General features: G+C 58.8%; 13 protein-coding genes. 2 read left to right on the forward strand and 11 right to left on the reverse strand.

Translation table 11 applies throughout. The features are described from left to right. Positions 1 to 88: 88 nt before the first annotated feature. Positions 89 to 652, forward strand: a complete 564-nt coding sequence (locus tag EDD52_RS15235; protein WP_132246484.1) for a TRAP transporter small permease — start codon at positions 89 to 91, stop codon at positions 650 to 652. Next, positions 649 to 1,944 (forward strand): TRAP transporter large permease, encoded by a 1,296-nt coding sequence (locus tag EDD52_RS15240; RefSeq protein WP_132246486.1) that lies wholly within the window; start codon positions 649 to 651, stop codon positions 1,942 to 1,944. Before EDD52_RS15235 ends, EDD52_RS15240 begins: the two co-directional genes overlap by 4 nt. Positions 1,945 to 1,990: 46 nt before the next feature. Here EDD52_RS15240 and EDD52_RS15245 read toward each other — a convergent pair whose 3' ends face one another. From EDD52_RS15245 to EDD52_RS15295, 11 genes are all read right to left on the reverse strand, one after another. Further along, positions 1,991 to 2,728 carry an IS6 family transposase gene (locus tag EDD52_RS15245; RefSeq protein ID WP_132246488.1) on the reverse strand — a complete coding sequence of 246 codons (738 nt, stop codon included), beginning with the start codon at positions 2,726 to 2,728 and terminating at the stop codon, positions 1,991 to 1,993. Between the two features lie 73 nt (positions 2,729 to 2,801). Continuing rightward, positions 2,802 to 3,434 carry an IS110 family RNA-guided transposase gene (locus EDD52_RS15250; RefSeq protein WP_165907557.1) on the reverse strand — a complete coding sequence of 211 codons (633 nt, stop codon included), beginning with the start codon at positions 3,432 to 3,434 and terminating at the stop codon, positions 2,802 to 2,804. 60 nt (positions 3,435 to 3,494) lie between these two features. Beyond that, on the reverse strand, positions 3,495 to 4,562 hold the full coding sequence (locus tag EDD52_RS15255) for an ABC transporter ATP-binding protein (RefSeq protein ID WP_132246492.1): 1,068 nt from the start codon (positions 4,560 to 4,562) through the stop codon (positions 3,495 to 3,497). Between the two features lie 19 nt (positions 4,563 to 4,581). Next, positions 4,582 to 5,469 (reverse strand): carbohydrate ABC transporter permease, encoded by an 888-nt coding sequence (locus EDD52_RS15260; RefSeq protein WP_165907558.1) that lies wholly within the window; start codon positions 5,467 to 5,469, stop codon positions 4,582 to 4,584. A 53-nt stretch (positions 5,470 to 5,522) separates the two neighbouring features. Beyond that, a complete protein-coding gene (locus EDD52_RS15265; RefSeq protein WP_165907559.1) occupies positions 5,523 to 6,770 on the reverse strand; it encodes an ABC transporter substrate-binding protein in 1,248 nt (415 codons plus the stop codon). 53 nt (positions 6,771 to 6,823) lie between these two features. Beyond that, on the reverse strand, positions 6,824 to 7,693 hold the full coding sequence (locus EDD52_RS15270; RefSeq protein WP_132246498.1) for a carbohydrate ABC transporter permease: 870 nt from the start codon (positions 7,691 to 7,693) through the stop codon (positions 6,824 to 6,826). A 108-nt stretch (positions 7,694 to 7,801) separates the two neighbouring features. Next, positions 7,802 to 8,965 carry a mandelate racemase/muconate lactonizing enzyme family protein gene (locus EDD52_RS15275; RefSeq protein WP_132246500.1) on the reverse strand — a complete coding sequence of 388 codons (1,164 nt, stop codon included), beginning with the start codon at positions 8,963 to 8,965 and terminating at the stop codon, positions 7,802 to 7,804. Next, complete coding sequence (locus EDD52_RS15280) at positions 8,962 to 10,056, reverse strand: ABC transporter ATP-binding protein (RefSeq protein ID WP_132246502.1); 1,095 nt, start codon at positions 10,054 to 10,056, stop codon at positions 8,962 to 8,964. The genes EDD52_RS15275 and EDD52_RS15280 overlap by 4 nt, the downstream gene beginning before the upstream one ends. Continuing rightward, positions 10,043 to 12,124 (reverse strand): alpha-amylase family protein, encoded by a 2,082-nt coding sequence (locus EDD52_RS15285; protein ID WP_132246504.1) that lies wholly within the window; start codon positions 12,122 to 12,124, stop codon positions 10,043 to 10,045. Before EDD52_RS15285 ends, EDD52_RS15280 begins: the two co-directional genes overlap by 14 nt. Further along, entirely contained in the window at positions 12,121 to 12,942 is an 822-nt protein-coding gene (locus EDD52_RS15290) for a carbohydrate ABC transporter permease (protein ID WP_132246506.1), read from the reverse strand. The genes EDD52_RS15285 and EDD52_RS15290 overlap by 4 nt, the downstream gene beginning before the upstream one ends. Then, a complete protein-coding gene (locus tag EDD52_RS15295; RefSeq protein WP_132246508.1) occupies positions 12,939 to 13,883 on the reverse strand; it encodes a carbohydrate ABC transporter permease in 945 nt (314 codons plus the stop codon). Before EDD52_RS15295 ends, EDD52_RS15290 begins: the two co-directional genes overlap by 4 nt. Position 13,884 lies beyond the last annotated feature (1 nt).

Here is a 13,884-nt window from a genome sequence, read left to right on the forward strand (position 1 = left end):
GCAGCAAACCTGAGGAAGGGCGCGTCACATCCGCCCTTCCCTTGCTGATCCACCATCCGACCGAGATGCGCGTGAACGGGGCTCTCATATGAAACGAGTACAAGCGGCGTTGCAGCACTTCGCCCAAGCGGTTGCCGCCGCGATGATGGCCGCGATGTTCCTGACATTCATGCTCCAGATCGTCGTGCGGTATTCGGCCCGGCTTGAATGGCTGGCAGACCGCTTCCCCATCCTCAATCCATCGCTCTACGGCTGGACGCTGGAGTTCTGCCTGCTGCTGTGGATCTGGCTTGTCTTCTGGGGAAATGCCTTTGTCGTAAGGGACCGCGATCACGTCACCTTTGACATTCTCTTTGTCACGGTGCGCCCTGCCGTCCGGCGCTGGTTCATCATCATATCCGGCATCTCGATTTGCACAGCACTCGTGGTGTCGATCGAACCGACCTGGGCAAAGTTCTACATTCTGCGGCTCAAGAAAACGGCGACATTGTCGACCATCTTCGGTGATTGGATCAGAATGCGCGACATCTACTCGATCTACATCTTTTTCCTCGTCGCAGTGGCCCTGCGCTACGCCTGGGCCGTGTACCGCGCGGTTCGCTTTGGCGTGGAAGAGCCGGTAGAAGCCCCCGCAGGACAACCGACAAAATGACGACTGAATTCCTGATCTGCATCGTCACGCTGTTTGTTCTGGCGGGCATCGGAACACCCATCGCCTATGCGATCATCGTTGCGTCGATTTCATATGTCGCGGCGTCCGGGCAAGGAGTCGGCATCATCGGCAAAGTGCTGTTGGATGGGCTCTATCAAAGCTTCATCCTGCTGGCCGTGCCGCTGTTCATCGTCGCCGCCAATATCATGAACGCAGGCACGATCAGCGACCGTCTGCTGGGGTTTTGCGTCGCGCTGGTGGGCCGGTTCAGGGGGGGCTTGGGGCATGTGAACGTCGTGGCCTCCCTGATATTCTCGGGCATGTCGGGATCTGCGGTGGCGGACGCGGCGGGCATCGGCAAGATCATCATCTCCATGATGACCAAGAGCGGGCACTACACGCGGGGCTATTCCGCGGCGATCACGGCCGCATCTGCCACGATCGGACCGATCATCCCGCCATCAATCCCGATGGTGCTCTATGCCTTGGTTTCGAACACCTCTATCGGCTACCTGTTCCTTGGCGGCATCATCCCCGGCTTGCTGATGGGGGCGGTCCTGATGGGCATGAACACTGTCTTGTCGCATCGCCGCGGCTTCGCACTCGAAGAGCCTATCCCGCTGTCTGAACTGCCCCGCCGCACGGCCAATGCCTTCCCGGCGCTGCTTATGCCCGCCATCCTGCTTTACGGGATTTATGGTGGTGTCACGACCCCGACCGAAGCCGCCGCCGTCGCAGCATTCTACGCCTTGATGCTGGCCACGTTCTTTTACCGTGCGCTCAGCATCAAAGCGCTTTACGGCATTCTGGTCGAAAGCGCGCGCTCTTCTGCCGCGGTCGGGTTGGTCATCGGTGGCGCGTTGATCCTGAACTATGTCGTCGCCTCTGAAAACATCCCCAGCCTGCTGGCTGCAAGCCTTCTGGACCTTGATGTCGGGCCGATGTCCTTCCTTCTGGGCATCATGCTGTTGCTGCTTCTTCTGGGCTGCGTGCTGGATGCGACAACGATCATTCTGGTGATCATCCCGCTATTCCTGCCAATCTGCCGCGAGCTTGAAATCGACCTTGTCCATTTCGGAGTGATCGCCGTCGTCAATTGCATGATCGGGCTGATCACCCCGCCATATGGCATCCTTCTGTTTGTGCTCAACGCAGTCACGGGCATTCCATTGGCAGAGATTATCCGCGAAATCTGGCCGTTCCTCATCGCTCTCCTGCTCGCCTTGCTGAGTTTGGTACTGTTACCCGACTTGGTGCTCTGGCTTCCGAAACTGTTCGGCTACGCGGTTTAGCGGGGGTGTTGCCACGTAAACTCGGTGTCGGTGTTGTCACATTAGCTCAACCAGTCTTCAGGTTGGTGTGCCGATTTCCACGTAGAGCGACGTTGGCCGCGATTCTCCATGCCTCGAATGCTTTCACTCGGTGGTAACGGATCACAAGTGCTGCGCGGCGGCGGGCTGGGACGGAGAAGAAATCGCGGGTTTCGGAGTGCATGGAGACGAAGCGTTGCAACCCCCCTGGTGATCGGAAACGCTGCATCGTCCGTTCTCTTTCCCTCAACGGCAAATGGCTGTTCTCGGCGCGGTTGTTGAACCCTTTGTGGGACCAGTGATCAAGGCCGGGGGCGACATCTCGCTTCGCTGCACCGTAGGAGCGAAGCTTGTTCGTGATGATCCGTCTGGGCACGAAGCCCCAGCGTTTCATCAGCCTGACCAAGAGCCGCTTTGCCGCGCGCTTGTCCCGCCGGGGCTGGAGGATTTCATCAAAAACAACACCGTCCTGCTCGACGGCACGCCAGAGCCAGAATGACCGGCCCGCGATCTTAACCACGACTTCATCCAGATGCCAAACATCGCCGGGGCGGGCCTGTCGGCGGCGTAAATTGTGCGCAATCAGCGATCCGAACTTGCGGGTCCAACGGCGGACCGTTTCGTAGGAAACGTCGATGCCACGTTCCAGCATCATCTCCTCGACCTCGCGCAGGCTCAGATTGAAACGGACGTACAGCCAGACCGCGTGAGCGATGATTTCTGGCGGGAAGCGGTGGCGTTTGTAGTTGATGGAGGGTTGGATCATGCATTTCAATTACGCTGATGTCGGCACACCGACAACCGACGCCGAGTTTACGTGACAACACCCCCGGACCTGCTCAGGCGGTTTTGGCTACCTGGAATTCCGTTCCGTTCTTCATTAGCGCATAGACCGTTCGGGCCATGCGGTTGGCCAAGGCGATTGCAGCCTGTTTGGGTTTCTTACATTGGATAATCTGCCACAGCCAGTCGTGGCCCGGTTCTCTGCGGCGCCGGGAACTGATCTGGGCCATGGCACCGAGATATAGCAGGCGTCGTAGATACCGGTTCCCCGTCTTCGAGATACGCCCCGGCCGCTCCTTGCCTCCCGTCGGGTGGGGCTTTGGCGTCAGGCCGATCCAGGCGGAGAGGTCCCGGCCAGATTGGAAATCCGTGACGTCCGGCAGCGAGGCAACCAGAGCGCTGGCGGTAATCGGGCCGATGCCCGGGATCGTTTGCAGGCGCCGAGAGGCCTCGTCGGACGCGGCGACGTTGGCCACGTCAGCAGTCAGATCTCCAATCGGCTTCTTCGTGTCCATCAACTGATCGGCCAGCAGGTTCAATGCCTTGCGAGCGGCATCTGGAAGCGTTTCCTTGTCGCGGACCTCAATCAGGCGGCCGGTGTTCTGGATCCCCTTCGGGACGACGATTCCGAACTCCCCGAGATGTGCCCGGATCACATTCACGATCAGATCGATGATGTCCTCGGTCAACCTTTCTTTCTCCGGCGGCCGCAAGACAGCTTGCGCTGCGTGAACAGTGGCGTCAAACACTCAACGCAGTCTTGCACCTGTTGCAGGATCGAAGAAATAGGCGTGACGCATTTGAAGTGTGAACGATGGAGTGTCGCCTGCACTCAGTGCTGTGCGGCCATCGGTCTTGCCGATCATTTCTGTATGTCCCAGACGGAAATGAGCAAGGTTCTCTGTCCCTAACTGCTCGATCAGATCGAGATGAGCCTTGATGGGTACACCTTCCGCCCCTTCGGAACTGGGACGCAGATCGTCCGCCCGGATCCCGAACACCACCTTGTCACCAGACGTCAGCGATGGCGGCACGTCGCATGCAATCTCCACTTCGGACAGGCGGATTCCAGTAGGCGTCACAATGCAGTCAATCAGGTTCATCGGGGGGCTTCCCATGAAGCCCGCAACAAACAGCGTATCTGGGTCGTGAAACACCTCATCCGGTGTGCCCTGCTGTTCGATCCGCCCGTCTTTCATGATGACGATCTTGTCGGCAAGCGTCATTGCCTCGACCTGATCATGTGTCACGTAGATGATCGTGTTGTTCAGACGCTGATGCAGCCGCTTGATTTCAGCCCGCATTTGCCCACGCAGCTTTGCGTCAAGGTTGGAGAGAGGCTCATCGAAGAGAAAGACCTCCGGGTCGCGCACGATGGCACGCCCCATTGCGACGCGCTGACGCTGACCGCCTGACAGAGCGCCAGGCTTGCGTTCGAGAAGCGGAGTAAGTTCCAGGATCTGCGCGACATCGTTGACGCGCCGAGCGATTTCCGGCTTTGGCATCTTCGCAAGACGCAGCGAGAAAGACATATTTTCATAGACAGTCTTGGACGGGTAAAGCGCGTAGTTCTGAAAGACCATCGCGATACCCCTGTCCTTGGGCTTCAGCCCGTTGACGACGCGGTCACCAATCACCACCTCTCCGCCCGAGATGGTTTCCAGGCCCGCGACCATGCGCAGGGTTGTGGACTTTCCACATCCCGAAGGTCCGACGAGCACGCAGAATTCACCGGGTGCAATCGAGATATCGATGCCGTGAAGCGCCTGATGCGCGCCATACATCTTGACCAGGTTCCTGATCTCAATTTTCGACATGGCCGAGGCCTCCTCAATGTCAGATCTTCCGCGTTTCGTTTCGCAGATAGAGAATTGTGAATGCTGCAGAGATCACGAGGATCGAAACCGCCGCGGTAGCAGCTTTGCTGAATTCGAAATCCACAAATGCAAAGCGGAAGGTCATTGTGGACAAGACCTCGGTTGCACGGCCAGGCCCGCCGCCGGTGGTTAGCCATACAAGCGGGAACAATTGGAAGGTCCAGATAAGATCGAGCAGGGCAACGCCATAGATTACCGGCTTCAGCTGCGGGATGGTCACGTGCCAAAACTTCGCGAAGAACCCGGCCCCATCGATCTCTGCGGCCTCGTAAAGCTCTTGCGGGATAGATTGCAGGCCGCTGAGGAAACTAACCATGATGAATGGATAGCCCCGCCAGGTCGAGATCACCAAAAGCGACCACATCGCAAGGGCCGGATCGCCCAGCCAGTCGAGCGGTTCGTCGATCAGCCCGAGTTGCCCCAGCGCGTAGTTGACCACGCCGAACGGATTCAGCAGTAGTTGCCAGTTCAACGCCACCACAACTGCCGTGAATATCCACGGCAAGATCAGCAATGAGCGAAACAGCGTCTGCGCGTGGCGATTGATGTCGGAATTGACGAGCAAAGCCAGTCCCGTTCCAACGATGATGTGCCCCACGACCGAACCGATGGTGAACAGGATCGTGTTGAGCGACGCGGACCAATACGCCCCGTCAGTCAGCAGATCGCGGTAGTTTTGCAGCCCGACGAATGTCGGATTTCGTTCGACGATGACGTTGTCGTAAAGCGAGTATTCCACGACCTTGTATAGCGGCACCGAAAGCAGGGCACCCAAGATAACGAGGCATGGCAAGAGGAACAGATAGGCCGTGCCTTGCGCCCGGAACCCCTGAATGATCCTTGTCACAATTTGTCCTTCCAGAGGGGCGGACCGGCTGCAAATGCGGCCGGTCACTGTGGTTACTTGATCAGGTCCAACCAGCGGGCCTGCACGTTCGCTGCAGTCTCTTCTGGCGTTTGATCTCCGTTCAGCATGGATTGCATCTCTTCTGTCATCAGCGACCAGCTACCGACGGCATTCGGCGCCTGCCGCAATTCCTCGACCGGTTCATGCTCGGCCAGGATCCCGATCTGAGCCTGCATGACGTCGCCTGCCCCTTCTCCTACGATTTCAAGGGCTTCAAGGTTTCCGGGCAACGCGTTGGAGGCCGCCGCAACGCGAGCGTTCACGTCCTTGCTAAGCAGGAAGTTGATGAATTCCCACGCTTCGTCCTTGTTCCTGCTGGCAGAAGAAAGGCCAAGTTCCCAACCATGGACCCGGTACGCTTCGATACCATTGTTCGGCACTGCGGCGGCAACATAGTCCAGATCCGCGTTGCGCCCCTCGATTGCCTGAGCGTGAACACCGGGTGAGATCAGAAAACCGGTCCGGCCTGCGATGAACTCTTCCAGATCAACCCCGCCAGTCCGCGAGGAAATACCCGGCGCGATCGCGCCCGCCTTGTTCAGGTCGTTGAGGAAGTGGAGCGTTTCAACCACCTTGGGATTGTCAAAATTGGGTGTCGTCCCATCCATGATCCGCCCACCATTGGTGTAGAGAAGCGGCAGAAAAGTCAGGATCGGACCGTTGGCAGGCGGTTGAGAGCTGAACGGCAGGCCGATACCGGACGTGCCCTCGCCAAGGGCGGCGATCGCAATGGCCTGCTCTCGAAGCTCGTCCCAGGTTGACGGCGGCGCGTCGAAACCTGCCTGTTCAACCAGCTGCATGTTCACATGCATCACGAAGGGAAAGGCATTCAGCGGAACCATCCAAGTGTGGCCTTCGATCTTGCCGATCGGGGCCTGAACCAGATCTTCGGTCGCGAAACTATTCGTGTCGCGCGCCAAATAGTCATCAAGCGGTTCCAGCAGCCCGATCTTCATGAACTCCGCTGTCCACGGCATGTTGAGCCCCAACACGTCCGAACCCACGCCGATTGCGCTGTCGGTCACGATGCTCTCACGGACCTTGCCAAAGGGCTGGGTTACCAGTTTGACCTTGATGTCAGGATGTGTGGCCTCGAATTCTTCGGCCAACGCCTCGTAGAACCCTGTCGTATTTTCGGCAGCGAACCATTGCAGCCATTCAATCTCGGTCTGCGCCGAGGCCGTTCCGGCCAATAGCGTGGCGGCCGCGACCGCCGCCTTGAGAGTGCATGTAAGTTTCACGTTATCCTCCTCTGACATTGAACCGTGCCTAACCGCACGGCGTTTTCGGGCATTCACCCTTTGATCCCCCCGGCCGAGAGGCCCGACACCACAAAGCGTTGCACCAGCATGAAGAGCACCAGAACCGGCAGAGAGCCGATTACGGAAAAGGCCATCATCTCGTCCCATTTCAGGCCGAATTCGCCCACCATCATTGAAATCCCGACAGGCACCGTCCGCATCTCGACCGAACGTGTCAGTGCCAACGCGAAGAGAAACTCGTTCCAGGACAGAAGGAACGTGTAGACAGCGGTCGAGATGAGCCCAGGTGCTGCGACTGGCAGCAAAACGCGGAACAGGACACCAAGCGGGCTGCAGCCGTCGATTGTTGCGGCCTCGTCGAAATCCCGCGGTATCGTGTCGAGATAACCATTCATCATGATCACGGCGTAAGGCAGTGCGAAGGTCAGATATGTTAGAACAAGACCCCAGATCGTATCGTAAAGCCTCAGCCAGACGATCACTCCGAAGAAGGGGATCAGCAGGGTGATCGAAGGCACCATTTGCGTCGTGATGACGAAGAGCTTCGCCGCCTTGTCACCAAAAAACCGATAGCGAGAGAACCCGAAGGCCGCGAGCGTACCGATCGCCAGCGACAGGATCGTCACCACGATACCCAACAAGTAGCTGTTGAGCAGAAACCGGCGGAACTGCGGGTTTTCAAAAATACGGGTATAGCCATCCAGGTAGAGCGAATTGGGAAGCAGTCGGGGCGGCAGCGAGAAGGTTTCTACCGTGGGTTTCAGCGAGACCGAGACCATCCAGATGATCGGGAACGCCATGATCAGCGTCACCACCGTAAGCGCGACATAAACCATCACGCGGCGAAACAGGCGCTGGCGTTCCTCGTTCACTGTAGTGTGGGTATTCTGTGCGTTTGTCATGTTCAGACCACCCTGCGCTTTCGGTCGGTAGTGCCCGCTCCAAGGACGCCAGATTGTCCGGGGAGGCACCAAGAAATCTTTGATCGAACTTGGAAACGTTTCATGGCATCACCAGTTCGTCACTGACCCGTCGGCGCGACGCAGCAGCGGAGCACCCTTGACGACACGTGCTGGCGAGGCGCGCAGCGCAGCCTCGTTCACGTCGACGCCCAGACCGGGCGTGTCTGGCACAACATAAGATGACCCTTCCAACCGCATGCCGTTGGGAAAGAACTCCGGCGCGTCAAAGCCGCAGGCCTCCACCGGCGTGTCCCTGCATTCCAGCCAGGCGAAGTTGCCAATGGCAGCTCCCAGATGCACCGATGCGGCGGTACATAGCGGGCCCAGTGGATTGTGGGGCATCAGGTCCAGATAACGTGCCTCGGCCCAACCGGCGATCTTCATCGCTTCGGTCAGTCCGCCGACGACGCATACATCTACTCGCAGGAATTGGGTCAGACCGCCCTCTATATAGGGCAATGCATCCCATTTGGAGCTGAATTCCTCGCCAATTGCAAAGGGCACTTCCGTCATTCGCCGCAGCTCCCGGTAGGCATCCGGAGTTTGCGCGCGGATCGGCTCTTCAAGAAAATCCAGGGTGCCCGTCGGCATCCGCTGACAGAACGATGCCGCCTCGGCCACGGAAAGCCTGTGGTGATAATCGACACCCAGAACCGGGCCGGGCCCCAACTCCTCTCGTGCGCGCACCATCCAGCGGGCGGTTTCCGCAATGGAGCTTCGCGGATCGAAGATCTCATCGGTATAATGTTGAGCGGGACTGAGCCGAATGCAGTTCCATCCGAGCGACACCAGCAGTTTTGCCTCTTCGATCATGACTTCGTCAGGTTCACGCGCGGTGGAGGCGAAGGCAGGGACGTGAGTGCGCTGGCGGCCACCCAGCAGCTCGTAGACCGGCACATCAACCCGCTTTCCCTTAATGTCATGAAGCGCAAGATCAATCGCCGAGAGCGCAGCCGTGATCACGCGGCCTCCCTCGAAATACTGGCTGCGATACAGCCGCTGCCATATCCGCCCGATCGCGTCCGGCGACTCGCCTACGAGCAACGGCGCGAAATGTTCCAACATTCCCACAACCGCTTTCTCGCGGCCGGTCAGACCCGCCTCGCCCCAGCCTACTGTGCCATCTTCACAGGTGATCTTGACGAAGCACATGTTTCGCTGCCCGATATGAGCCGCGATCGGACATACCTCTGAAATTCGGGTCCGTTTCATGCGGCGAGCTTGTGGCGCAACCGCTGCCCGTTTGCATTGAAGTACCGCGCCCGGACCGGATCAAAGCCAACGGTCACCTTGTCCCCGGCACGTGGAATGGCGTCCGCGCGGGTTTCGGCAATGACCGATTTTCCGCTCGCGGTGCTGCCATATACATAGCGGGTCCCGCCCAGATTCTCGACGACATCGACGTTGATATCGAAACGCACCGGCAAGTCCTCGCCAACCTGAAGGTGCTCGGGCCGGATACCAAGGTCGAGCGTCATGTCAGCCCCCCAGCCTGCCCCGTCCGGAACAACGTTGAGCGCGTAAAGCTCTGCACTGCTCAATCGCAGACCGGCATCGGTGCCAGTGGTCGTGACGGGCAGGAAATTCATCTGCGGGCTACCAATGAAGCCGGCGACAAAGGCGTTCGCCGGATCAAGATACAGCTCCATCGGTGTGCCCGCCTGTTCGATGGCACCATCGCGAAGAACCACGATCTTGTCAGCCAGGGTCAGCGCCTCGGTCTGGTCGTGGGTGACATAGATCATCGTCGCGCCAATCTGGCGGTGCAACTTTGCCAGCTCGACCCGCATGGTCACGCGCAGCTCTGCATCAAGGTTGGAAAGCGGTTCGTCGAACAGAAACAGCCTTGGTTCGCGAACAATGGCCCGCCCGATGGCAACGCGTTGGCGCTGACCACCCGACAGTTGCGAAGGGCGCCGCTTGAGCAATGCACCGATCTGAAGCGTCTCTGCCGCAGCCGCCACCCGCCGCTTGATGTCGTCACGCGGAAGGCCCAGCATCTTGAGGCCGAACGCAATGTTCTTTTCCACGCTCATGTGCGGATAGAGCGCATAGTTCTGAAAAACCATGGATACGCCACGCTCTACCGGTGTGGCGTCGTTCATGCGTTCCCCGTCGATGCGCAATTCGCCAGCCGTGATCTCCTCCAACCCCGCGATCATACGCAGCAAGGTTGACTTGCCACATCCCGACGGTCCGACAAACACGGTGAATGACCCCTCTTCGACGGACAGATCCAACCCTTCGACAACTTCGAGTTCGCCGTATTTCTTCTTGATGCCATCTAGTTCAAGCGTCGCCATCGAGCTTTCCCTCCTCATTGCCGGCGCCTTCGATCACAATGGCCCGGTGAATATGCAGGCCGTCGACGACCAGCGTCACGATCCCGTCGTTCCAATTCCAGTCGACATGCTTGCCGGTGATCGCGTCGAAGACCCGCGCGGGGCGTCGGTCGAGCGCGACTTCTGCGCTTACCGGGCCCAGATGGGGCACGTCCTCGATGACTTCGATATGCCGGACGCCATGCTGCAGATCGTCCACGGCGACGCCGCGAACTTGCGGGCCGCCGTAAAGCAAATGCAGGATCAGCCGATCTTGATCCGCCTGTCGGGTCAGGCTGACGCGGCCACCGCTGGGCAGGGTCGTCCGCAGATTGCGTCGAGGCATCAACCGGTCAAGCAGAGCTGCAAGCACATGTTTGTAGATCGGTTGCCCAATACGTTTGTACATCGAGAAAATCGGCCACGCGACAAAGGCGCTTTGGTCCGTCACGGCGACGGCGGGTCCAAGCGAACGGGCTGCAGGGTCATCCGGCGTGTGCTGATGCGACGAGAATTGCCGCCAGTTTCGCTGAAAATACGGCGGCTGGATCTCGGCAAGACCTTTCGCGCCATGCAAAGTCACCTGTTGGGCCCGCCCATACATGACCGACGCATTCGCTGGCACCTTTGCCCCCAGACTGTCGCCGATTGGCACAAGATATCCGGGGTCGTACGCCACTTCACCCGAATGATGAACACCCAGATCAAGCGCGAATTGTCCCTCAGCAGACAGGCCGGACCGTCCCGATGCGATGATGCGTCCGCCCCCTGCCATATAGTTTGCGAGCTTATCGGAAAGCGCGCCCGAGATCGGAACCTCGTCGGGCAGGATGAGCAGTTTGTATTGAGCAAGATCCGCCTCTGCCGTGACGATGTCGAAGGGGATGTGAAGCTCCAACAGCATCTGCGCAGCACCGTCGTCGGCCATGGTGCTGCGCGCAGAGGCGCCCGGCACGACATGCTCCACCGGCAGGACCGCAACCTCGCTCAGTTGATCTGCGCCATCAAGATAGGGCTCCAGCGCGGCGATATGTGAATAGGCCGGGGCAATCCGCGCATAGGTGTCCGCATTCATCACGCCCGAGGGGTGCAACTGATCGCCGATCAGGCATTTCGTTCCCAAAGCGGCCATTTGCGCACATTCATAAAGCAGCGCATCGGAGCTCTTGTAGCCGCCGAATTCGCCCCAAAGCGTGTGGAACTTGCCAGTTTGTCCCAGCGTGTCGAAACCCAAAGCGCGCGCAAAGCGGGCGCTTGTCGGGAAGTGGTCATACCCCCAACCACCGGTTGGCAGGCTTTCGATCTCGAAATGAGAATAGGGTGTGAAGTTTTGCGCGTCTCGTTTCGGGATATGCCCTGCATTATAGAAGGCCCGCATCTTCGGATGGCGGTGCCAGACGGCCGCGCTCATACTTTCGCGGAACGAAGCTGCAAGCGCCTGATCTTTCGTGGCACGGTCGGCGGCGCTTTCAGGATCCAATCCCATTTCGGTCATGCGCGCCAGACAGTTCGCACACACGCAATCGAACCCAGTGACAATGTCAAAGAATAGCCCCGGCGGGGCATATCGCTCTGCCACTTCCAGCGCCGTATTGCGGACATATTCAAACAATCCGTCATTGCTCAGGCATAGTGAATGCCAGGTCGCGGAAAGCTGCCCGCCCGCCGATTGATCCTTGGGATTGGGCACCTGCATACCGTTCGTGGCCCCCATGACGCGCCACTCGGGCCGCGTGCGGGCCAAGTATTCATCCCATTGAACGGTGATATAGATCGGCGTCTCGATATCCGCCGCCCGGCAGGCAGAGACCATTTCGCCCAAGAGATCGGGTCGCGCGAGGTTGGGATGCGATGGGCCAACGGTTCCGGGATAATAGGACCAGCCGTGATGGCAGCGGGCAAACAGCGTGATGCTGTCGACATGCGCGGCTTTCAGGGTCTGCACGAATGCATCTGCATCGAAGTCCGCCCCGACTGCGGGGATCGCCTCGGATGTGTGAAAATCGAGATGAATCTGCCGATAGCGGAGCGGCGCGAATTGCTCGGTCATTCCTTGCTTCCCGATTTGGTCTGGGCGCCTGCAGTGAAGTAGCGCTGGAAAACGATGAAGATCATAAGCGGCACGATCGTCGTGATGATTGCGGCAACTGCGACCTGATCCCAGTTGCGGTCGTAGACCCCCTGAATACGTGCCAGCAGAGCGGTCAGCGGCAGTTCGTCCCGAAGGAAGACCACCGGCAAAAGCAGGCCGTTCCACGTCCACATGAATTGCAAGATACCGACCGCCGCGATGGGGGTCAGCGCGTTGGGCAGAACGATGTAAAAGAACCGCGCCAAGGGACCGCAGCCATCGACCTGCGCCGCCTCGATCAATTCGTTGGGGAAATCTTCAAGGTAGTTCTTCACCAGAAAGACAGCCCAGGCGAAAGACAAGCCGGCAAAGGGGATGATGACGGACCAGATATTGTCGATCAGTCCCAGTTCACGCCACAGCCGGAACAGCGGGATAATCACGACCTGATTGGGCAGGACAAAGGCGTTGATGATCAAGATCAGCAGCAAGCGCCGGAAACGGAACTTCAGGAAGTGAAAGGCATAGGCAGCGGCCGGGGCCAACAACATCGGGATTATGGTCGAGATCACCGCGATCTTTGTCGAGATCCAGAAAGCATATGCCAGCGGATACTTGTCCCAGACGACGATCCATGCATCCAGCGTCAGGGTAAACTCCTGCAGCGACCACCAGCCAAGGATGATCTCGGAAATCGGGCGCAGCGACGTCACCACCAGCCCGACGATGGGCACGATCCAGATGAGGGCAAAAGCTCCGACAAGCGGAACGATCCAGCCAGGTGCGCGACCGATCATTTGGCGTCTCCCGTCCGTTTCAGGATCAGAGGGATCGACACGACCAGAACAGCGATCAGAAGAATGACCGTGCTGGCGGCGCCGTAGCCCAGTTTGAAATTGAGCATGGATTCCCGGTACATGAAGAAACCCACGGTTTCGGTACTGCGAACGGGACCCCCGCCGGTCAGCATGAAGATCAGGTCGAAGGCCTTGAGCGAATTCAGCAGGTTGATGAAAATCGCTACGCGGACCCCCGGCATCGAGAGTGGCGCGATGATGTGGCGCATCACGGACCCGGACTTGGCCCCGTCAATATAGGCCGCTTCAAACAAGTTCTTGGGGATCGACTGGATCGACGCGAAACAGGTCATCAATGGCAGCCCCACCTGGGTCCAGACATAGGCAACAATCACCGAACCAAGCGCTGTCGACGGATTGCCAAGCCAGGGCTGTGTCAGGTTTGTCAGGCCAATCGCCTCAAGGATGCCGTTCAGCAGCCCATAGTCAGGGCGATAGATGCCCAGCCACATAAATCCGCTGACCGCCTCGGACACGCCATAGGCGGCGAAGATCATCACTCGGAAGACAAGTGTCTTTTGGGGGTTGAGCGAGCACAACATCGCCAGGCCCCAGCCAATCAAGACCGAAAAGAACGTGGCGGTCAGCGCCCAGACCAGCGTGACTTTCATCGAGTTGAGGAAATTCGCGTCGGAGAAAAGCCGTATGTAATTGCCGAACCCGTCGAATTTCGGCGGTGCAAGTCCACGGATTTCGAAAAAGGACAGGCGTATCGTTTCGATGACCGGGTAGATCACCGAAACGCCGAAAAAGAGCAGCAGCGGCGTCAGCAACAACCATGCGGCCTGAGTGTCGCTCAGTTGCCGCAGGGCAGCCGGTCGCAGCCGCGCGGTGGACGGGCCAATCGGCCCATCCGGGGATGCTGTTTCCGCAAGCGCCATG

The organism is Primorskyibacter sedentarius (assembly GCF_004342065.1).
Lineage (GTDB): Bacteria > Pseudomonadota > Alphaproteobacteria > Rhodobacterales > Rhodobacteraceae > Primorskyibacter > Primorskyibacter sedentarius.

Excerpts from the sequence above, each read along its gene's own strand:
- EDD52_RS15280 (WP_132246502.1), bottom strand. The coding sequence starts at position 10,056 with ATGGCGACGCTTGAACTAGATGGCATCAAGAAGAAATACGGCGAACTC.
- EDD52_RS15290 (WP_132246506.1), bottom strand. The coding sequence starts at position 12,942 with ATGATCGGTCGCGCACCTGGCTGGATCGTTCCGCTTGTCGGAGCTTTT.
- EDD52_RS15245 (WP_132246488.1), bottom strand. The coding sequence starts at position 2,728 with ATGATCCAACCCTCCATCAACTACAAACGCCACCGCTTCCCGCCAGAA.
- EDD52_RS15285 (WP_132246504.1), bottom strand. The coding sequence starts at position 12,124 with ATGACCGAGCAATTCGCGCCGCTCCGCTATCGGCAGATTCATCTCGAT.
- EDD52_RS15270 (WP_132246498.1), bottom strand. The coding sequence starts at position 7,693 with ATGACAAACGCACAGAATACCCACACTACAGTGAACGAGGAACGCCAG.
- EDD52_RS15295 (WP_132246508.1), bottom strand. The coding sequence starts at position 13,883 with ATGGCGCTTGCGGAAACAGCATCCCCGGATGGGCCGATTGGCCCGTCC.
- EDD52_RS15240 (WP_132246486.1), top strand. The coding sequence starts at position 649 with ATGACGACTGAATTCCTGATCTGCATCGTCACGCTGTTTGTTCTGGCG.
- EDD52_RS15235 (WP_132246484.1), top strand. The coding sequence starts at position 89 with ATGAAACGAGTACAAGCGGCGTTGCAGCACTTCGCCCAAGCGGTTGCC.
- EDD52_RS15275 (WP_132246500.1), bottom strand. The coding sequence starts at position 8,965 with ATGAAACGGACCCGAATTTCAGAGGTATGTCCGATCGCGGCTCATATC.
- EDD52_RS15255 (WP_132246492.1), bottom strand. The coding sequence starts at position 4,562 with ATGTCGAAAATTGAGATCAGGAACCTGGTCAAGATGTATGGCGCGCAT.